A 17,531-nucleotide genomic window follows, 5' to 3' on the forward strand; every position below is an offset into this window, starting at 1 on the left:
GGCTGTGCGGCCAAGGCGCAAGCGCCTTGACCCCGCCGGCCGTCGAAGCGCTTACGATCGGGGCTGACACCACACGCCGCCAAAGCCCCATGCCCGCTACCCTGCTGTCCCTCCTGCTTGCCGCAGCCGGCGCCCAATCGCCTGCCGCCACGCCCTCGCTGGACTACGTCGATGCCAAGCGCCTCGCCGATGCCGACGAGGCCAGCGTGTCCGGGCCGGCCCACGACGCCATGCTGGCCGCGCAGAAGCAGCTGCTGGACGCGGGCGTGGTGGCGTGCTCGCTGGGCCGGCCGCAGTCCGACTTCAGCCCGTTCACCTTGGTCATGCGCCTTGACGCTGCCGGCCGCGTGCAGCAGACCTGGCGCCAGGGCAGCTCGCCGCTGGCGATCTGCCTGCAGCGCTACGTGCGCGACAAGCTGCTGTTCGTGCCGCCGCGCGCGCCGTTCCATGCGGCGCTGGAGATCAGCTTCACCAAGTGAGGGCGCCCGGCCTGACGGACCACAAGAAGCACTGACGGAACGATACGTGTCCCTCCGATGAATTGATGCTGATTCAGCAACAACCCATCATGGCACCCGCAGCCACCGGCCTTCTGCCGTTGCGCACAGGAGCACCGCCATGCAGACCACCTCCCCGAAGCGCATCCTCGAGATCACCAGCGCCCCCGGCCGCCACTGGGTCGGCAATGGATTCCCGGTGCACGGAATGTTCGGCTACAACGGTCCCGGCGTGGCCCAGCGCAGCCCGTTCCTGTTGCTGGACTACGCGGCCCCCACCCGCTTCGAACCCACCACCGAGCGTCGCGGGGTCGGCCAGCACCCGCACCGCGGGTTCGAGACTGTGACCATCGTGTACGCGGGCGAAGTGGAGCACCGCGATTCCGCCGGCAACGGCGGCGTGATCGGGCCGGGCGACGTGCAGTGGATGACCGCGGCCGGCGGCATCCTGCACGAAGAGTTCCACTCCAGCGCCTACGCGGCACAGGGCGGGCCATTCGAGATGGTGCAGCTGTGGGTCAACCTGCCCGCCAAGGACAAGCTGGGCCCGGCCGGCTACCAGGGCATCCTGGACGCGCAAATCCCCACGGTGGCACTACCGGAGGGCGTCGGTACCGCCCGCCTCATCGCCGGCGAGTACGCGGGCCAGCGCGGCCCGGCCCGCACCTTCACCCCGATGCACGTCTGGGATGTACGCCTGTCCGCCGGTCGGAGCGTCGCGCTGCCGCAGCCGGAGGGCTGGACAACGCTGCTGGTGGTGCTGGACGGCACCGTGCAGCTCAATGGCACGGAGGTGCTGCGCCCGGCGCAGATGGCCACGCTGTCCACCGGCGGCACTGGAGTGACGATCGAGGCCAACGGCGACGCCAAGCTGCTGCTGCTCGCTGGCGAGCCCATCGACGAGCCGGTGGTGGGCTATGGCCCGTTCGTGATGAACACGCAGCAGGAGATCCTGCAGGCCATCGCGGACTTCAACGGCGGCCGGTTCGGCACGCTGCCGTCCTGATCCACCGCGACGGCGCGCAGACAGGCACGCCGTGCCCTCAACCGGACCATCCTCAGGCAAGCGCAGCCAGCGCGGCGGCGTAGTCGGGTTCGCTGGTGATCTCCGGCACCAACTGCGCGTGCAACACACGATCGTCCGCATCCAGTACCACCACCGCGCGCGCCGCGACGCCAGCCAGCGGGCCATCCTCCAGCGCCACGCCGTAGTCGTGCAGGAACGCACGACCGCGCATGGTAGAGAGCATCACCACGTTCCCGATACCCTCGGCGCCGCAGAAACGCGCCTGCGCGAACGGCAGGTCGGCGGAGATGCACAGCACCACCGTGTTGGCCAGCTTGGCGGCGTCCTGGTTGAAATGGCGCACCGACGCGGCACACACGCCGGTATCGACGCTGGGGAAGATGTTCAGCAGCTTGCGCTTGCCGGCGAAATCCGCCAGCGCGCGGTCGGCCAGGTCGGTGCCGACGAGGGAGAACGCCGGGGTCTGGCTGCCGACGGCCGGAAGCTGGCCGCCAACGCGGACCGGGTTGCCTTTGAGGGTGACGCTGGACATGCGGAAGTTTCCTGTGTGGGGAACGGACGCGAAAGCATACGGGGCCGGGCGTCAGTCCGGCGTCACGATTCACGGTACCAGACCGTTCCATGCCGGCGACGCGAATTTCTCCCGTGCCAGCGCCTCCGCACGGGCCAGCTCGTCCGGCCGCACCGTGTCGTCCACCAGGCCATGCATATCGCGGAAGGTCTGGATCATCCGCGCGATCACCTCGGTGCGGGGCAGTCCGGTCTGGCTGCGCAGCGGATCGACCCGCTTGTTGGCGCTCTGGGTGGCCTTGTCGGACAGCTTCTCGCGCCCGATGCGCAGCACCTGCAGCATCTTGTCGGCGTCGATGTCGTAGGCCATGGTCACGTGGTGCAGCACCGCCTTGCCGCGGCGCATCTGGGCGGCGCCGGCAATCTTGCCGGCGTTCGAGGTGATGTCGTTGAGCGGCTGGTACCAGGCCTCGATGCCCAGCGAGCGCAGCGCCTCCAGCACCCAGGCGTCCATGAAGGCATAGGACTGCTCGAAGGACATGCCCGCCACCAGCGACTCCGGGGCCGACAGCGAGTAGGTGATGGTATTGCCCGGCTCGATGAACATCGCGCCGCCACCCGTGACCCGCCGCACCACCTCAATGCCATGGCGCGCCGCGCCCTCCGCATCCACTTCGTTGCGCAGCGACTGGAAGCGGCCGATCACCACCGCCGGCGAGGCCCACTCCCAGACCCGCAGCGTGGGCAGCCGGCGACCGGCCGCCACCTCGTCGGTCAGCACTTCGTCCAGCGCCATGTGCAGCGCCGGCGACTGCGGCCCGGCGTGGACCAGCCGCCAGTCCAGCGCGCGCCAGCGGGCGTTCATGCCACCGCACCGTCGATGGCGCGCCGCACCGCGACCGCCACCGCGTCCGCGCTGATGCCGAACAGCCGCGCGTCCACCGGCAGCGCCGCGGCCACCGCGGCGGCCAGCACTTCTGGCGCAGCGGCGGAAGGCATCCCGAACAGCGCGCGGTTCATCGCGTCCAGCGCCTCGTCGGGCTCGAGAAAGAAATCCCCGCTGATCGCCACCCGGACCAGCAGGTCGGCCGCGATGGCGACATCGGCCACCACCAGCTTGCCCCCCGGCATCTTGTATTCGCCATGTCCGTTCATCCGGCCATTCTAGGCCGGGGTGGACGCCCGGCGGGGACGGTCACGGCTCGATGGTGAACGCGTCGCCGTCCTGCAGCGCCGGGAAGCGCTGGCGGTGCGCCAGCAGTTCGGCGGCCTGCAGCGTGGTGGTCACCACCACCGGCTCGTCCATGCACTCGCTGACCGGCTGGCCAAGGAAATCCACCACCGCGCTGTCGCCGCTGTAGTGCAGGCCGTTGCCGTCGGTGCCGACCCGGTTGACGCCCACCACGTAGCAGACGTTCTCGATGGCGCGGGCGCGCAGCAGGGTCTTCCACGGATAGCTGCGCACCGAGGGCCAGTTGGCCACGTACAGCGCCAAGTCGTAGTCCGGCAGCCCCGGGCGTGCGGCGTCGAAGCGGTTGCGCGAAAACACCGGGAAGCGCAGGTCGTAGCAGACCTGCAGCAGGATGTGCCAGCCCTTCCACTCCACGATCACCCGCCGGTTGCCTGCCGCGTAACGCTCGTGTTCGTTCGCATACGAGAACAGATGGCGCTTGTCGTAATAAGCCAGCCCGCCGCCGGGCACGGCGAACAGCATGCGGTTGTAGATGCGCTCGCCGTCGCGCAGCTGGACGCTGCCGGTGATGGCGGTATCCAGGCGGTCGGCCTGCTCCAACAGCCAGTCCACGGTAGGCCCGCGCATGTCCTCGGCGGATGCGATGGCGTCGTTCGAGAAGCCGCTGGTGAAGGTCTCCGGCAGCACCACCAGGTCGGTCAGACCGTGCAGGGGGGCGATCAGCTGCCCGTAATAGGCGCGGTTGCCCGCCGGGTCGTGCCAGCGGGTGTCGCCCTGGACGATGGAAACGCGAAGATCGGACAGTCCGGTGTGCATGCCTTGCTCCCGCCCGGCGGGCGTGGAATCCAGCCAGGATTGTTCCACCTGCGCGGGCGGAAGGAAATCCTGGCTTCAGGCCTTGGGCGCGTCCGGCACGAACTTCAGCACGTTGCCGTTGATGCAGTAGCGCTTGCCGGTGGGTGGCGGGCCGTCGTCGAAGACGTGCCCGAGATGGATGCCGGAGCTGGCGCTGCGGACCTCAATGCGGTGCATGCCGTGGCTGTCGTCCTGCAGGAACTGCAGCGCGCCCGGCATCGGCTCGAAGAAGCTGGGCCAGCCGCAGGCGCTGTCGAACTTGGCGTCGCTGCGGAACAGCGCCGCGCCGGTAATCGGATCGAAATAGGTGCCGGGGCGCGCTTCGTTCAGGTGTGCGCCGGTGCCGGGCAGCTCGGTGCCGTTCTCGAAGGCGATCCGCTGCTGCTCGGGCGTGAGCAGGTGGAAGCCCAGCCATTGCCAGAACTTCCTGGCATCGCCGGCGTAGCCAGTGAAGCGCGACACCTCCTTGCCCTGCTGGAACAGCACGATGGTCGGCGTGCCCAACAGCGGGCCGGCCAGCGTCCAGCCGTTGGGCGCCTTCTGCGACCGGGTCTTGGCGAACGGCACGTCGGCCTTCCAGCTGGACAGCACGTCGGCCTCGAACTTCTCGCAGTAGGGGCAATCCTCCGCCTCGTAGACCACCAGCTGGCGGTCGGCGCGCAGCGCGCTGCCGTCCAGCGGCGGCGTCGCGGCCACCTCGGCGCCGAGGCCGAACTTCACGCCGGTACCCCCCAGCCCGCAGTAACCGTCCGGGTTCTTGATCAGGTAGTCCTGGTGCGACTCCTCGGCGCGGTTGTAGTGCCGCACCGGCAGGATCTCGGTGGTGATCGCACCATAGCCGGCCTTGGTCAGGTTGGCCTGGTAGATGGCGCGGCTCTGCTCCGCCAGCGTCTTCTGTGCCTCGCTTGTGAAGTAGATCGCGCTGCGGTAGTTGCTGCCAATGTCGTTGCCCTGCCCGCCCACCTGGGTGGGGTCGTGGTTTTCCCAGAACGCCGCCAGCAACGTCATCAGGTCCAGGCGCTTGGGGTCGTAGCGCACACGCACCACTTCGGCATGGTTGCGGGCCTGGCTGCGGCCGGCGCGGATCAGGCGCTCCTCGCGCAGAACGTCCTCATAGGCCACTTTCGGCGCATCGCCACCGGCGTAGCCCACCTCCACGTCCGCCACGCCCGGCACGGCGCGCAGGCGTTTTTCCGCGCCCCAGAAGCAGCCCATGCCGAAATAGATGTCCTGCAGATTGGTGGCGTTCACGACGGATGTCTCCGATGGCGGCAAGGCGGGGGTGGCGTGCAGGGCCCGCCAGGCAAGCAGTGCCGCAGCGCCCGTCAGCAGCAGGGAAAACACCAGGGCGAGGGTTTTGTCGGCCTGCATGGGGGTGGCCTCCGGTTCGTGGCTACAACTTGGACAAACGTTCGACGGCGCGGTTCACCGTGTCGTCGTTCTTGGCGAAACACAGCCGCAACAGGCGCTGGCCGGCCGGCGGCGCGGCGTAGAAGGGCGACAGGGGGATACCGGTCACGCCGTGCTCCACCGTCAGCCAGCGGGCGAATTCCAGGTCCGGCAGGTCGGACACCGCAGAGTAGTCGACCAGCTGGAAGTAGCCGCCCGGCACCGGCAGCGGCTTGAGCCGGGTCGCGGCCAGCTGCGCACGAAAGCGGTCGCGCTTGTCCTGGTAGAACGCGCCCAGGGACTCGTAGTGCTCCGGCTCGGCCTCGATCATCTCCGCGAACGCGTGCTGGGCCGGGTTGAAGCTACAGAACACGTTGTACTGGTGCACCTTGCGGAACTCCGCGGACAGCGCCGGCGGCGCGATGCAGTAACCCAGCTTCCAGCCGGTGCAGTGGTAGGTCTTGCCGAAACTGGAGATGACGAACGCGCGCGCACGCAGGTCCGGATACAGCAGCGCCGACTCGTGGCGGGCGCCGTCGAACACGATGTGCTCGTAGACCTCGTCGCTGAGCAGCAGGATGTGGGTCCCGCGCAGGATGTCCTGCAGCACCTGCATGTCGGCGGCGGTGAACATCGCGCCCGACGGGTTGTGCGGGCTGTTGACCATCAGCAGGCGCGTGCGCGGGGTGATGGCGGCGCGCACCGCGTCCCAGTCGGGCGCGAAGGTCGCCGGGTCCAGCGGCACGTGGACGGCCTTGCCGCCGGCCAGGTCGATGGCCGGCTCGTAGCAGTCGTAGCAGGGATCGAGCACGATCACTTCCTCGCCGGCGCGCACCACCGCGTGGATCGCGTTGAAGATCGCCTCGGTGGCGCCACTGGTGACAGTGATCTCGGCGTCGGCATCGGGGCGCCAGCCGTAGCAGCGTTCGGTCTTGGCGGCGATGGCCTGGCGCAACGCGGGGATGCCCGTCATCGGCGCGTACTGGTTGTGACCGGCCTGCATCGCCCGGGTAAGTGCGTCCACCAGGCGGCCGGGAACCGGAAAATCAGGAAAGCCCTGGCCCAGATTGACGGCGCCGTGTTCGGCAGCCAGCTGCGACATCACGGTGAAGATGGTGGTGCCGACGTTGGGCAGTTTGGTCTGGACGTGCATTGCGGTGCCGTGTTTAGCAGGCAGTCCAGTGTACGGAATCCTCCCGGGAACGGATGCGCGGACGGCATGCCCATCCGGCATGGGACGGGCATCCCGTAGAATCGCCATCCGATGCCCGCACCCGCCGCCGCCCACACCAGCCCCCTGCTCGCCGCCCGCGGCCTTGCATTCTCGCGCGACGACACGCCCGTGTTCGGGCCGCTGGACTTCGCAGTGGACGCCGGCGAGGCGCTGCTGGTGCAGGGCGGCAATGGTGCCGGCAAGACCACGCTGCTGCGCGTGCTGGCAGGACTGCTGCGCGCGGAAGCGGGCACGGTGGAGATCGAGGGCATGCCGGCCCTGCCCGCCTCGCGGGCCCGGCATATCGCCTACCTTGGCCACCTGCCCGGCCTGAAGGCCGACCTGTCAGCGCTGCGCAACCTGGAGTACCTCTGTGGCCTGCATGGCCAGCGGCGCAACCAGACGCCGGAGGCGGCGATGGCCATCGTCGGCCTGGCCGGCTTCGAGGACGCGCCATTGCGCACGCTGTCCGCAGGCCAGAAAAAGCGCCTGGGCCTGGCCCGGCAGTGGCTCTCGCCCGCACCGCTGTGGCTGCTGGACGAACCGTACGCCAACCTCGACCTCGAGGGCATCCAGTTGGTAAACCGCATGGTGGAAGCGCATCTGCGCGAAGGCGGCGCGGCGCTGATTACTACCCACGGCGCCTATGCGGCGCCGCCGGTGCGTACCCGCCTGCTGGAACTGGCGAGGCCGTCCGCATGATGGCCCGCGCCGCCCGCGCCCTGGTCACGCGCGACCTGCAGCTGCTGTGGGCGCGCCGCGGCGACGCGCTGCAGCCGGCGCTGTTCGCGCTGCTGACCGTGGTGCTGTTCGCGCTGGGGCTGGGCGGCGATGCCCGATCGCTGGCACCGGTGGCCTCGGCGGTGCTGTGGCTGGCAGTGCTGCTGGCGGGACTGCTGGCGCTGGACAATCTGTTCCGCGGCGATGCCGAGGACGGCTCGCTGGAGCAGTGGATGCTGGCCCCGGTGCCGCTCTGGTGGCTGGTGCTGGTGCGCACGCTGATGCACTGGCTGACCACGGCGCTGCCGCTGATCGTGGCGGTGCCGCTGCTGGGCGAGCTCCTGTACCTGCCGCGCGCGCAGTTGCCGGTGCTGATGGCCTCGCTGCTGCTGGGCACGCCCATCCTCAGCCTGCTGGGCGCCGTGGTCGCGGCGCTGACCGTGGGCATGCGCCGGGCCGGCATCCTGGTCGCGCTGCTGGCGCTGCCGCTGTACGTCCCGGTGCTGGTGTTCGGGGCCGGCGCGGTCGCGGCGGATGCACAAGGGCTGGACGCCGTGGGCGCGCTGCTGCTGCTGGGTGCGGGCCTGGTGCTGTCGCTGGCCATGGCGCCGCCGACAGCCGCCGCAGCGCTGCGCATCGCGCATTCCTGATCCGCGCGACGCCGCCGCGCCGGCCAAGCGCCCAGGCCGGCACTACCGTCTGCTTGCGCTGGATCAAGGCGGACCCGGCCGCGTCGTTCCAGAATGCCGCCACTGGCCCCACGGCCAATGCCCTTGGCTTCACGGAGTACTTGCATGACATCCCACCGGGCGCTGCCTGCCGGTGAACCTGCAACCTGAATCACGCGGGCAGGCGGGCCGCCAACACCACGCATCACATGAGGTCGATGCCCGCTTGATCGCCCCCGGCGCCCTCGGCAGCGGCAGACTCCACGCCCTGCAACGTCCCGCCTTCCCCGCCCCGGGGCAGGACTGTCTGCAGACGCGGCAAGCGCCGACGAGGCCGGGCAGCCTGCCACGCCCGCCCCGCCGGCCGCCCATCGGATATCGACCCCCGACGGACTGGTATCCTTCGCTGCACCACATGGGGCGATCCACACGCTGCCCCGCAAAGGCCACGATGTCTCCGCTGATCCGCTGGTTCCACCAACTCGGTTCCCCCCCGACCTTCGACCGCTTTGCCGCCCGCTGGGCGCCATGGGCTTGGTTGCTGGGCCTGCTGCTGATGGCGGTGGGTGCCTACGGCGCACTGTTCCAGGTGCCGGCCGACTACCAGCAGGGCGACAGCTTCCGCATCCTCTACATCCACGTCCCGGCAGCCTGGATGAGCATGGCGGTATTCGGGCTGATGGCGTTCTATTCCGTGATCGCGCTGGTCTGGCGCATCAAGCTGTGCGAGATCCTGGCGATGGCCTGCGCGCCCAGCGGCGCCGCCTTCACCGCCGTGACGCTGGCGACCGGTTCGATCTGGGGCAAGCCGATGTGGGGCACCTGGTGGGACTGGGACCCGCGCCTGACCACGGAACTGATCCTGCTGTTCCTCTACCTCGGCGTGATGGGCCTGTATGCGGCCATCGACGACCGCCGCAACGCCGCCCGCGCGGCCGGCCTGCTGGCGATCGTCGGCGTTGCCCTGCTGCCGGTGATCCGCTGGTCGGTGGTGTGGTGGAACTCGCTGCACCAGGGCCAGACCATCCGCCTGTTCGGCGAATCCAGCATGGATGCCAGCATGCTGCCGCCGCTGGTCTGGATGATCGTCGGTACCAAGCTGTGGTTCCTCGGCTCGCTGCTGGCGCGCGCCCGCGCCGACAACCTGCGTCGTGAAGCCGGCAAGGACTGGGTGGCCCGGCTGGCCGCCGGCATGCCACCGGAGACGGCCCGATGAGCTACCGCGAATACGTGATCGCCGCCTATGCGGTATTCGCCGCCATGCTGCTGTGGGACTGGCTGGTCCCGACCCTGCAGATCCGCGCCGCACTGCGCGCGGCCACGCGACGCCTTGCGCGCCGCAAGGCAACGCCCTCCCCGAACCCGGAACTCCCGCTGTCGCGGGACTGACCCAGACACCATGCACCCGACCCGCAAACGCCGCCTCCTGCTGATCCTCGTCCTGCTTGCCGTCGCCGGCGTGGCTACCGCGCTCGTTGCAATGGCGCTGCAGCGCAACGTGGCCTACCTGTACACGCCGCACGAAGTGCTGGGGGGCAGCGCCGGCGAGAACGTGCGCAATGGCGATGCCCGCTTCCGCCTGGGCGGCATGGTCGCGGCTGGTTCGTTCAAGCGCGCGCCCGGCTCGATGGAAGCGCATTTCGAAGTGGACGACGGCGACGCCCGCCTGCCGGTGGTCTACACCGGGATCCTGCCCGACCTGTTCCGCGAGAAGCAGTCGGTGGTGGCCACCGGGCGCATGCGTGGCGATGTGTTCGTGGCCGAAGAGGTGCTGGCCAAGCACGACGAGACCTACATGCCCAAGGAAGTTGCCGACAAGATGGGCGCCGCGCACAAGAAGCACCACGTGCAGGACGCCACCGCGCCCGCCGAAGGCACGCCCTGATGCTGCCCGAGCTTGGACAGATCGCGCTGATCCTGGCGATGCTGGTGGCCGCGCTGCAGGCGCTGCTGCCGCTGCTGGGCGCGCACCGCGGGCTGCCGGCACTGATGGCGGTGGCGCGGCCGGCCGCCTACATGCAGCTGCTGCTGGTCGGACTGGCCTTCGCCACCCTCACGCACGCCTTCGTGGTCGGCGACTTCTCGGTGCAATACGTGGCCGAGAATTCCAATTCCCTGCTGCCGACGATCTACCGCTACACGGCGGTCTGGGGTGCGCACGAAGGCTCGCTGCTGCTGTGGGCGCTGGTGCTGGCGCTGTGGACAGCCGCGGTGGCGCGCTTCTCCAAGGCGCTGCCGATGCCGGTGGTGGCGCGCGTGCTGGGCGTGATGGGCATCGTGGCGCTGGGCTTCCTCGCCTTCCTGATCTTCACCAGCAACCCGTTCACCCGCATCCTGCCGGCCGCCACCGAAGGGCGCGACCTGAACCCGCTGCTGCAGGACCCCGGGCTGATCATCCACCCGCCCATGCTCTATGCCGGCTACGTCGGCTTCGCGGTGCCCTTCGCGTTCGCCATCGCGGCGCTGCTGGAAGGCCGCATCGACGCGCAGTGGCTGCGCTGGACGCGGCCGTGGACCAATGCCGCCTGGGCGTTCCTGACCCTGGGCATCGCCATCGGCAGCTGGTGGGCCTATTACGAGCTGGGCTGGGGCGGCTGGTGGTTCTGGGACCCGGTGGAGAACGCCAGCTTCATGCCGTGGCTGGCCGGCGCGGCGCTGCTGCATTCGCAGGCGGTGACCGAAAAGCGCGGCAGCTTCGGCGGCTGGACCCTGCTGCTGGCGATCGCCGCCTTCTCGCTGTCGCTGCTGGGCACCTTCCTGGTGCGCTCCGGCGTGCTGACCAGCGTGCACGCGTTCGCGGCCGATCCGGGCCGCGGCCTGTTTGTGCTGATCTTCCTGGGCATCGTGGTCGGTGGTTCCCTGCTGCTCTACGCGCTGCGCGCGCCGGACACCGAAAGCGTCGCCAAGCCGTTCGCCACCGCCTCGCGCGAAACCCTGCTGCTGCTCAACAACCTGCTGCTGGCCACCGCGTGCGCGATGGTGCTGCTGGGCACGCTGTACCCGCTGCTGGCCGACGCGCTGGAGCTGGGCAAGATCTCGGTGGGCCCGCCCTACTTCGCGATCATGTTCACCCTGCTGATGGCGCCGCTGGTCGCGCTGGTGCCGCTGGGCCCGCTGACCCGCTGGCAGCGCGAGGACATGGCCAGCCCGCTGCGCCTGCTGGCGCCGTGGGCGGTGCTGGCGCTGGTGCTGGGCGTGGCCGCGTTCTTCCTCGCGCCGCAGGGCCGCTGGAAGACCGCGGTGGGCATCCTCGGGGCCACCTGGGTGGCGGCGGGCACGCTGCGCTTCGTCTGGTCGCGCCTGCGCGACAGCGGCCGCCTGACGCTGGAGATGTGGGGCATGAGCCTGGCCCATCTCGGCATCGCGGTATTCCTGATCGGCGCTCTGCTGGTCGAGGGCCTGAGCCTGCAGCGCGAGCTGGCGGTGAAGGCCGGCGACACCGTGGCACTGGGCGACTACGCCTTCCGCTTCCAGGGTATCGACGAAGCCACGGGCCCCAATTACGTGGCCGACCGCGCCACCGTGCAGGTGCTGCGCAACGGCACCGTCACCGCGACCCTGCATCCGGAAAAACGCCGCTACCGCGCAGGTGGCCAGGTGATGACAGAATCCGGCATCGCCCGCGGCGTGTTCGCCGATGCCTACGTGGCGATCGGCGAGTCGCTGGGCGGCGACAGCTGGGCGATGCGCGTGCACGTCAAACCGTTCGTGCGCTGGATCTGGGCCGGCGCGCTGCTGATGGCCCTGGGCGCCGGCGTCACCGCCTTCGACCGCCGCTTCCGCACCACGCGCAAGGAGCCCGCATGAAACCCGCCCGCTGGCTGCCGTTGGCCGCTTTCACCCTGCTTGCCGCGCTGCTGGCCGCCGGGGTGTGGATGAGCCGCAACCCCGACCGCAATGCCCTGCCCTCGCCACTGATCGGCAAGCCGGCCCCCGATTTCGCGCTGCCGGTGCTGCACGACCCCAGCTACACGGTGAAGCTGTCGGACCTGCGCGGCCAGCCGTTCCTGCTGAACGTGTGGGGCAGCTGGTGCGTGGAGTGCCGGGTGGAACACCCGGTGCTGACCAAGTTCGCCGAGACCAAGCGCGTGCGCGTGGTCGGTTACAACTGGAAGGACGAACCCGCCGACGCGCTGCGCTGGCTGGAACAGTTCGGCAATCCGTTCATGGTGGTGCTGTCCGACGTCGAGGGCCGCACCGCGCTGGATTGGGGTGTGTACGGCGCGCCGGAAACCTTCCTCGTGGATGGCAAGGGCATCGTGCGCTGGAAGCACGTCGGCCCGCTCACCGAGGCGATCATCGCGCAGGAACTGCTGCCACTGGTGGCGCAGATCGAGGCCGGGCGATGAGCCGCCTTCTGCTTGCCGCCCTGCTGTGGCTGGCCACGCTGCCCGCGTTCGCGCAGGCCAACCAGCAGACCGATGCCGCCCCGCTGCGCTTCCACGGTGCGGCGGAGGAAGCCCGCTTCCACGCGCTGACCCTGCAGCTGCGCTGCGTGATGTGCCAGAACCAGTCGCTGGCGGACTCCAACGCCCTCATCGCACTGCAGCTGCGCCGCGAAGTGCTGGACCTGATGCGCCAGGGCAAGAGCGACGACGAGATCAAGACATACCTGGTGCAGCGCTACGGCGAGTTCGTGCTGTACAAGCCCCGATTCGAAAGCGGCACCCTGCTGCTGTGGCTGGGCCCGGCGGTGGTGCTGCTGGCAGGCATGGGCGTGGTGGTGACCCTGGTGCGTCGCCGCAAGGGCGCGACCCCGCAGGTCGCCACCGACGACGGGCAGGAGTGGTGATGGCCGTTTTCCTCATGATCGCGCTGCTGTTGTGCCTGCTGGTGCTGGCCACGCTGCTGCGCCCGCTGTGGCAGGGTGCGCGCGGCGTCGCGCTGGGCATCGGCATCGCGGTTCTGCTGTCCACCGGCCTGCTGTACAAGCTGGTGGGCACCCCGCAAGCACTGGATCCCGCCACCCGGCAGGCGCCGCGCACGCTGGAGGAGGCCGTGGTGCAGCTGCAGGCCGCACTGGCGCGCGACCCTGCGCAGGCCGACGGCTGGGCCTTGCTGGGCCAGGCCTACCAGCGCCTGGGCGAGGCCAGCAACGCCCGCGACGCTTTCGCCAAGGCGGCCAAGCTGGCCCCGGACAATGCCGACGTCCTCACCGAAGCCGCACAGTCCCGGGCGCTGGCCGACCCTAGCCGCACGTTCGATGCGCAGGCCGTTGCGCTGCTGGAAGCGGCCCTGAAGGCCAACCCGGCCCACGAGCGCGCGCGCTGGTTCCTCGGCGTGGCCCAGCGCCAGGCCGGCCGCAACGCCGAGGCCGCGGCCACCTGGGCGCCGCTGCTGGCGCAGGTCGACGCCGCCACGGCGGCCAGCCTGCGTAAGGAAATCAACGCCGCCCGCGCACAGGCCGGCCTGGCGCCACTGGCCGAACCCGCCGCGCCGCCCCCCCTGTTGTCCGTGAAGGTCTCCCTGGATCCCGCGCTGGCCGCGCGGGTGCGGCTGCGGCCGGATGCCACCGTCTTCGTGATCGCGCGCCAGGTCGGCGGCCCGCCGATGCCGGTGGCCGCGCAGAAGCACGCCGTGTCGGAGCTTCCCTTCACCGCCGCGCTGGGCGATGCCGACAGCCCCATGCCCACGCTGAAGCTGTCGCAACTGCGCGAGGTGGAACTGGTGGCCCGGCTCTCCGAAAGCGGTGAGGCGATGCGCCAGGATGGCGACCTGGAATCCAAGCCGGTCCGCGTTACCCTGCCCGCCACCGGCCCGGTGACTCTGGTGATCGGCACCCCCTGACCTGCGGGCATCCGGCCATGACCGATCGGCATGGCCGCGCGCGGTCGAACCTGCAACCATGGCAGGCTGCGCCGCGTAGAAGCCACATGACCGAATTCATCCCGCCCGCCACCCGCTGGTTCCCGCTGCCCTCGCCGTTCCCGATGAAACGCGGCGGCGCGCTGCACGGTGCGCGGCTGGCCTATGAAACCTGGGGCACGCTCGACGCCGGTGCCACCAACGTGGTGCTGGTGCTGACCGGCATGTCGCCTGATGCCCACGCGGCCTCCAGCGCGGCCGACCCCAGCCCCGGCTGGTGGGAATGGATGATCGGCCCCGGCAAACCGATCGACACCGACCGCTGGTTCGTGGTGTGTATGAATGCGCTGGGCAGCTGCAAGGGCAGCACCGGCCCTGCCTCGCCGGATCCGGCCACGGGCGAGCCCTACCGCCTCGGCTTCCCCGAGCTGTCCATCGAAGACGGCGCCGATGCCGCCGCCGCACTGGTGCGCGGGCTGGGCATCCGGCAACTGGCCTGCGTGGTGGGCAATTCGATGGGCGGCATGACCGCGCTGGCGCTGCTGGCCCGCCACCCCGGCATCGCCCGCGGCCACGTCAACATCTGTGGCGCGGCACGCGCGCTGCCGTTCTCCATCGCCATCCGCTCGCTGCAGCGCGAGGCGATCCGGCTGGACCCGCAGTGGAACGGCGGCGACTACGAAATCAACGGCTGCTACCCGGAAAACGGCATGCGCATGGCGCGCAAGCTGGGCGTCATCACCTACCGCTCGGCGCTGGAATGGGATGGCCGCTTCGGCCGCGTCCGCTTGGATCCGGAGCGCCGCGAGGACGACGACCCGTTTGGCCTGGAGTTCGAAGTGGAGAGCTATCTGGAGGCGCATGCGCGCCGTTTCGTCCATCGCTTCGACCCCAACAGCTATCTCTACCTCAGCCGCTCGATGGACTGGTTCGACCTCGGCGAGGCGCACGGCGGCGACACCCGGCGCGGACTGGCTTCGCTGCAGGACGTGACCCACGCGCTGGTGATCGGCGTGAAGACCGACATCCTGTTCCCGATCCAGCAGCAGGAGGAAATCGCCGCCGGGCTGCGCGATGCAGGGGCGGACGTGCGCTTCCTGCCGATGCCCTCGCCGCAGGGCCACGATGCCTTCCTGGTGGACGAAGCGCGGTTCGGCCCGGCCGTCGCCGGCTTCCTGCGCACCCTGCCCACCGCCAGGCTGGACGCCAACCGCGTGGCGTGAGCCACACTCGGCTATACTGCGCACCCGCGCCGGAATGGCGGAATCGGTAGACGCAGCGGACTCAAAATCCGCCGCCCTTAAAAGCGTGTGGGTTCGAGTCCCACTTCCGGCACCAGTGCACGCGGCATCGACGTCCACGACGGCCCGCTGCTTTGATCAAAAACCCCGCCCATGCGGGGTTTTTTGTTGTTCTGACACCCCCAGCAATGGCGCTTCAAGTCACAACTTCCGGTCGTCGCGCACGCTGCGCAGGTGACAATGAGAGGCCGGCCCAGACAGCACTCGATCACATGCGTTATGCAAATCCGGCATGTCGAGATGCCATCGCGTGATCAGATCCGCCCGACTGCAGTACACTCGGGCTGGTGAACGCCATGCCCGCCTTGTCCGACCTGCCCGCCACCGACTTCCCCGGAAGCGACCGCTTCTACGCCCTGCTGGACGCCGCCGTGGCGCTGGGCGAGCCGGAAGCCATCACCAATGCCCTGCGCGCGGCGCTGGAATCGCTGATCCGCGACCCGTCGGTCCAGCTGCCCGATGCCGTGCGCATGCCGGTGGCCGGCCACTACGCCCGGCGCGAGCTCTACCGCAGCCCGATCCACGGCTACAGCGTGGTCGCGATGACCTGGGGCCCCGGCCAGGACACTCCGCTGCACGACCACGACGGCCGCTGGTGCGTGGAAGGCGTCTGGGAAGGCGAGCTGGACATCATCCGCTACGAACTGCTGGAAACCGATGGCGTGCGCGCGCGCTTCCGTGCCGCCGAGACGCTGCGCGCCGGCCCCGGCAGCGCCGGCAGCCTGATCCCGCCGCACGAGCACCACGTGCTGCGCAATCCGCATGACGACGCGGTGGCCGTATCGGTGCACGTGTACCAGGCGCCGCTGACGCAGTGCGCCCGCTTCCACCACGACGGCAACGACTGGTACGTGCGCGAGCAGTCCTGCCTGACGACCGACGCCACCGACTGACGCGCAACATCGCGCCTCAGCCGCGGTGCGCTTCACCTCGGGGCAACGCGATGGCCGCCGCGATCTCGCGCGCCTGCTCGCGCAGCTCGTGGATGGCGGTGGTTTCCCACAGCTGGCCCATGCGCAGGGCGCCGATCACGAACAGGGCGGAATCCGCGCGTCCGGCCGCATCGACCACGCGCCCATCAGCAGCCACCGCAAGCCCCAGGCCGTGGGGACCCGCCACGATGCGGCCGTTGGCCTGCAACTGGCCCAACAGGCAGTCCGGACGCGGATCGATGGTGGTGTCGATGCCGGTGGCGTTGATCACGCGGTCCACCGTGAATTGCTCCGGTGCGTCCGCATGACGCGGCTGCACGGCCACCTGGATGCGGCCACCGTCGCGCAAAGCCAAAGCCTGCAGGCGGGCCGCCTGCACCCGCAAGCGTCCACTGGCCTGCAAAGACGCCAGCGTGGCGGCCGCGACCGGGGCGATGCGGTGGCGGTGGACATCCCAGTAGCGCACCGCATGGCGCAGGAAACGCCGCTGTTCCGCATGCGGCAGCGACGTCCAGAGCTGCTGGCCCCGCGGGCGCAGGCGATCGAAGACCCACTGCCAGGGCTCACCGGCCGCGGTCGCCGCCTGGGTGGCGGCACGCAACGCCCGGAAGCGGGCGCGTAGCGACGGGGCGTCCAGTCCCGTGGGCGGTGCACCCACCGGGCCCGCGGCGGCATGCGGCCGCGGCAACAGACCGTGGCGGGAGACCACACGCAGGCGCCCGCGATGGCGTTCGGCCAGACACAGCACGGCATCGACCATGCTCAGGCCGGAGCCGACGATGCAGACGTCGGCGTCCTCCGGAATCCCCGCCACCGCGCCGTCGTCCCACGCCTCCACCACGGGCACCGCGCCCTGCATGATGCTGGCCGGCAACGGCCGCGGCCGGTTGCCCACCGCCAGCACCACGTACCGCGCGTCCAGCCGGATGCCGGAGGCCAATCGCAGACGCTGGCTGCCGGGGACGACGTCGATGCCGTCCACGCGGTCGCGCAGCACGCGCAACGCCCCGAACCGGGGCTGCGCGCGCAGCGTGTCGAGCAGGTAGCGGCCGTAGGCCTGGCGCGGGACGAAAGCCGTCGCCAGCAGCTCCGCGTCCCCGTATCCACGGGCCGCCAGGTAGCGGACGAAATGGCCGGGATCGTCCTGGAGCGCGCTCATCCGCCCGGCCGGGACGTTGAGCAGGTGCGTTGCCTGGGCGGTGGCATAGGCGGCGCCACCGCCCGGCTCGGCTGCGGGGTCGATCAGCGCCACGCGTAGGGACAAGGCGGGATCCGCCAGCAGCTGCAGGGCCACCAGCACGCCAGCGGCGCCGCCGCCGACGATGGCGACGTCGACGGCGGCAGGAGTGTCACGGTCGTCGCTCATGCTGGCGCTGATCGAAAGGAGGTCAGCATTGTAAGTGCGGACCGGCGGCGGCTCGC

20 protein-coding genes and 1 tRNA gene are annotated in these 17,531 nt (G+C 70.1%); 14 read left to right on the forward strand and 7 right to left on the reverse strand.

Annotated features, from left to right (window positions below; genetic code table 11):
* The first annotated feature begins 89 nt into the window (after positions 1-89).
* Complete coding sequence (locus ACK4SG_RS00815; protein ID WP_409598970.1) at positions 90-479, forward strand: hypothetical protein; 390 nt, start codon at positions 90-92, stop codon at positions 477-479.
* Between the two features lie 139 nt (positions 480-618).
* Positions 619-1,503 (forward strand): pirin family protein, encoded by an 885-nt coding sequence (locus tag ACK4SG_RS00820; RefSeq protein WP_409598971.1) that lies wholly within the window; start codon positions 619-621, stop codon positions 1,501-1,503.
* Between the two features lie 52 nt (positions 1,504-1,555).
* On the opposite strand, the gene tpx is transcribed toward ACK4SG_RS00820, so the two are convergent.
* The 6 genes from tpx to ACK4SG_RS00850 all read right to left on the reverse strand — a co-directional run bounded on the left by tpx (position 1,556) and on the right by ACK4SG_RS00850 (position 6,623).
* Positions 1,556-2,056 carry a thiol peroxidase gene (tpx, locus tag ACK4SG_RS00825; protein WP_409598972.1) on the reverse strand — a complete coding sequence of 167 codons (501 nt, stop codon included), beginning with the start codon at positions 2,054-2,056 and terminating at the stop codon, positions 1,556-1,558.
* Between the two features lie 69 nt (positions 2,057-2,125).
* Positions 2,126-2,899, reverse strand: a complete 774-nt coding sequence (locus tag ACK4SG_RS00830) for a biotin/lipoate A/B protein ligase family protein (RefSeq protein WP_409598973.1) — start codon at positions 2,897-2,899, stop codon at positions 2,126-2,128.
* Complete coding sequence (locus ACK4SG_RS00835; RefSeq protein ID WP_409598974.1) at positions 2,896-3,189, reverse strand: biotin--protein ligase; 294 nt, start codon at positions 3,187-3,189, stop codon at positions 2,896-2,898. Before ACK4SG_RS00835 ends, ACK4SG_RS00830 begins: the two co-directional genes overlap by 4 nt.
* Positions 3,190-3,229: 40 nt before the next feature.
* Positions 3,230-4,030, reverse strand: coding sequence for an amidohydrolase (locus ACK4SG_RS00840; protein WP_409599681.1), 801 nt, complete (start codon positions 4,028-4,030; stop codon positions 3,230-3,232).
* An 87-nt stretch (positions 4,031-4,117) separates the two neighbouring features.
* Entirely contained in the window at positions 4,118-5,452 is a 1,335-nt protein-coding gene (msrA, locus tag ACK4SG_RS00845) for a peptide-methionine (S)-S-oxide reductase MsrA (RefSeq protein WP_409598975.1), read from the reverse strand.
* Between the two features lie 22 nt (positions 5,453-5,474).
* Positions 5,475-6,623: a pyridoxal phosphate-dependent aminotransferase gene (locus tag ACK4SG_RS00850; RefSeq protein WP_409598976.1), complete on the reverse strand. Its 1,149-nt coding sequence runs from the start codon at positions 6,621-6,623 to the stop codon at positions 5,475-5,477.
* A gap of 111 nt (positions 6,624-6,734) precedes the next feature.
* Between ACK4SG_RS00850 and ccmA the strand changes: the two genes are divergently transcribed.
* From ccmA to ACK4SG_RS00910, 12 genes are all read left to right on the forward strand, one after another.
* Positions 6,735-7,385 carry a heme ABC exporter ATP-binding protein CcmA gene (gene ccmA / locus ACK4SG_RS00855; protein WP_409598977.1) on the forward strand — a complete coding sequence of 217 codons (651 nt, stop codon included), beginning with the start codon at positions 6,735-6,737 and terminating at the stop codon, positions 7,383-7,385.
* Positions 7,382-8,053, forward strand: a complete 672-nt coding sequence (gene ccmB / locus ACK4SG_RS00860) for a heme exporter protein CcmB (protein ID WP_409598978.1) — start codon at positions 7,382-7,384, stop codon at positions 8,051-8,053. Before ccmA ends, ccmB begins: the two co-directional genes overlap by 4 nt.
* A 469-nt stretch (positions 8,054-8,522) precedes the next feature.
* Positions 8,523-9,287: a heme ABC transporter permease gene (locus ACK4SG_RS00865; RefSeq protein ID WP_409598979.1), complete on the forward strand. Its 765-nt coding sequence runs from the start codon at positions 8,523-8,525 to the stop codon at positions 9,285-9,287.
* Positions 9,284-9,460 carry a heme exporter protein CcmD gene (ccmD, locus tag ACK4SG_RS00870; protein ID WP_409598980.1) on the forward strand — a complete coding sequence of 59 codons (177 nt, stop codon included), beginning with the start codon at positions 9,284-9,286 and terminating at the stop codon, positions 9,458-9,460. Before ACK4SG_RS00865 ends, ccmD begins: the two co-directional genes overlap by 4 nt.
* Before the next feature lie 10 nt (positions 9,461-9,470).
* Complete coding sequence (gene ccmE, locus ACK4SG_RS00875; protein ID WP_409598981.1) at positions 9,471-9,956, forward strand: cytochrome c maturation protein CcmE; 486 nt, start codon at positions 9,471-9,473, stop codon at positions 9,954-9,956.
* On the forward strand, positions 9,956-11,878 hold the full coding sequence (locus tag ACK4SG_RS00880; RefSeq protein ID WP_409598982.1) for a heme lyase CcmF/NrfE family subunit: 1,923 nt from the start codon (positions 9,956-9,958) through the stop codon (positions 11,876-11,878). Before ccmE ends, ACK4SG_RS00880 begins: the two co-directional genes overlap by 1 nt.
* A complete protein-coding gene (locus ACK4SG_RS00885; RefSeq protein WP_409598983.1) occupies positions 11,875-12,420 on the forward strand; it encodes a DsbE family thiol:disulfide interchange protein in 546 nt (181 codons plus the stop codon). Before ACK4SG_RS00880 ends, ACK4SG_RS00885 begins: the two co-directional genes overlap by 4 nt.
* Positions 12,417-12,863: a cytochrome c-type biogenesis protein gene (locus tag ACK4SG_RS00890; protein WP_409598984.1), complete on the forward strand. Its 447-nt coding sequence runs from the start codon at positions 12,417-12,419 to the stop codon at positions 12,861-12,863. Before ACK4SG_RS00885 ends, ACK4SG_RS00890 begins: the two co-directional genes overlap by 4 nt.
* Positions 12,863-13,858, forward strand: coding sequence for a tetratricopeptide repeat protein (locus tag ACK4SG_RS00895; protein WP_409598985.1), 996 nt, complete (start codon positions 12,863-12,865; stop codon positions 13,856-13,858). Before ACK4SG_RS00890 ends, ACK4SG_RS00895 begins: the two co-directional genes overlap by 1 nt.
* Positions 13,859-13,944: 86 nt before the next feature.
* Entirely contained in the window at positions 13,945-15,099 is a 1,155-nt protein-coding gene (locus ACK4SG_RS00900) for a homoserine O-acetyltransferase (protein WP_409598986.1), read from the forward strand.
* A gap of 28 nt (positions 15,100-15,127) precedes the next feature.
* A tRNA-Leu gene (locus ACK4SG_RS00905) sits at positions 15,128-15,214 on the forward strand.
* Between the two features lie 259 nt (positions 15,215-15,473).
* Positions 15,474-16,070 (forward strand): cysteine dioxygenase, encoded by a 597-nt coding sequence (locus ACK4SG_RS00910; protein WP_409599683.1) that lies wholly within the window; start codon positions 15,474-15,476, stop codon positions 16,068-16,070.
* Positions 16,071-16,086: 16 nt separating this feature from the next.
* On the opposite strand, the gene ACK4SG_RS00915 is transcribed toward ACK4SG_RS00910, so the two are convergent.
* Entirely contained in the window at positions 16,087-17,475 is a 1,389-nt protein-coding gene (locus ACK4SG_RS00915; RefSeq protein WP_409598987.1) for an FAD/NAD(P)-binding protein, read from the reverse strand.
* Between the last annotated feature and the right edge of the window lie 56 nt (positions 17,476-17,531).

It is taken from the genome of Thermomonas sp., from assembly GCF_046293095.1.
In the GTDB taxonomy this organism is placed as follows: Bacteria; Pseudomonadota; Gammaproteobacteria; order Xanthomonadales; family Xanthomonadaceae; genus Thermomonas.

Coding starts and splice junctions, on each gene's coding strand:
- ACK4SG_RS00885 (WP_409598983.1), top strand. CDS start 11,875: ATGAAACCCGCCCGCTGGCTGCCGTTGGCCGCTTTCACCCTGCTTGCC.
- ccmB (WP_409598978.1), top strand. CDS start 7,382: ATGATGGCCCGCGCCGCCCGCGCCCTGGTCACGCGCGACCTGCAGCTG.
- ccmE (WP_409598981.1), top strand. CDS start 9,471: ATGCACCCGACCCGCAAACGCCGCCTCCTGCTGATCCTCGTCCTGCTT.
- ACK4SG_RS00815 (WP_409598970.1), top strand. CDS start 90: ATGCCCGCTACCCTGCTGTCCCTCCTGCTTGCCGCAGCCGGCGCCCAA.
- ccmD (WP_409598980.1), top strand. CDS start 9,284: ATGAGCTACCGCGAATACGTGATCGCCGCCTATGCGGTATTCGCCGCC.
- ACK4SG_RS00835 (WP_409598974.1), bottom strand. CDS start 3,189: ATGAACGGACATGGCGAATACAAGATGCCGGGGGGCAAGCTGGTGGTG.
- ccmA (WP_409598977.1), top strand. CDS start 6,735: ATGCCCGCACCCGCCGCCGCCCACACCAGCCCCCTGCTCGCCGCCCGC.
- msrA (WP_409598975.1), bottom strand. CDS start 5,452: ATGCAGGCCGACAAAACCCTCGCCCTGGTGTTTTCCCTGCTGCTGACG.
- ACK4SG_RS00850 (WP_409598976.1), bottom strand. CDS start 6,623: ATGCACGTCCAGACCAAACTGCCCAACGTCGGCACCACCATCTTCACC.
- ACK4SG_RS00830 (WP_409598973.1), bottom strand. CDS start 2,899: ATGAACGCCCGCTGGCGCGCGCTGGACTGGCGGCTGGTCCACGCCGGG.
- ACK4SG_RS00880 (WP_409598982.1), top strand. CDS start 9,956: ATGCTGCCCGAGCTTGGACAGATCGCGCTGATCCTGGCGATGCTGGTG.
- ACK4SG_RS00915 (WP_409598987.1), bottom strand. CDS start 17,475: ATGAGCGACGACCGTGACACTCCTGCCGCCGTCGACGTCGCCATCGTC.
- ACK4SG_RS00820 (WP_409598971.1), top strand. CDS start 619: ATGCAGACCACCTCCCCGAAGCGCATCCTCGAGATCACCAGCGCCCCC.
- ACK4SG_RS00890 (WP_409598984.1), top strand. CDS start 12,417: ATGAGCCGCCTTCTGCTTGCCGCCCTGCTGTGGCTGGCCACGCTGCCC.
- ACK4SG_RS00910 (WP_409599683.1), top strand. CDS start 15,474: ATGCCCGCCTTGTCCGACCTGCCCGCCACCGACTTCCCCGGAAGCGAC.
- ACK4SG_RS00900 (WP_409598986.1), top strand. CDS start 13,945: ATGACCGAATTCATCCCGCCCGCCACCCGCTGGTTCCCGCTGCCCTCG.
- ACK4SG_RS00895 (WP_409598985.1), top strand. CDS start 12,863: ATGGCCGTTTTCCTCATGATCGCGCTGCTGTTGTGCCTGCTGGTGCTG.
- tpx (WP_409598972.1), bottom strand. CDS start 2,056: ATGTCCAGCGTCACCCTCAAAGGCAACCCGGTCCGCGTTGGCGGCCAG.
- ACK4SG_RS00865 (WP_409598979.1), top strand. CDS start 8,523: ATGTCTCCGCTGATCCGCTGGTTCCACCAACTCGGTTCCCCCCCGACC.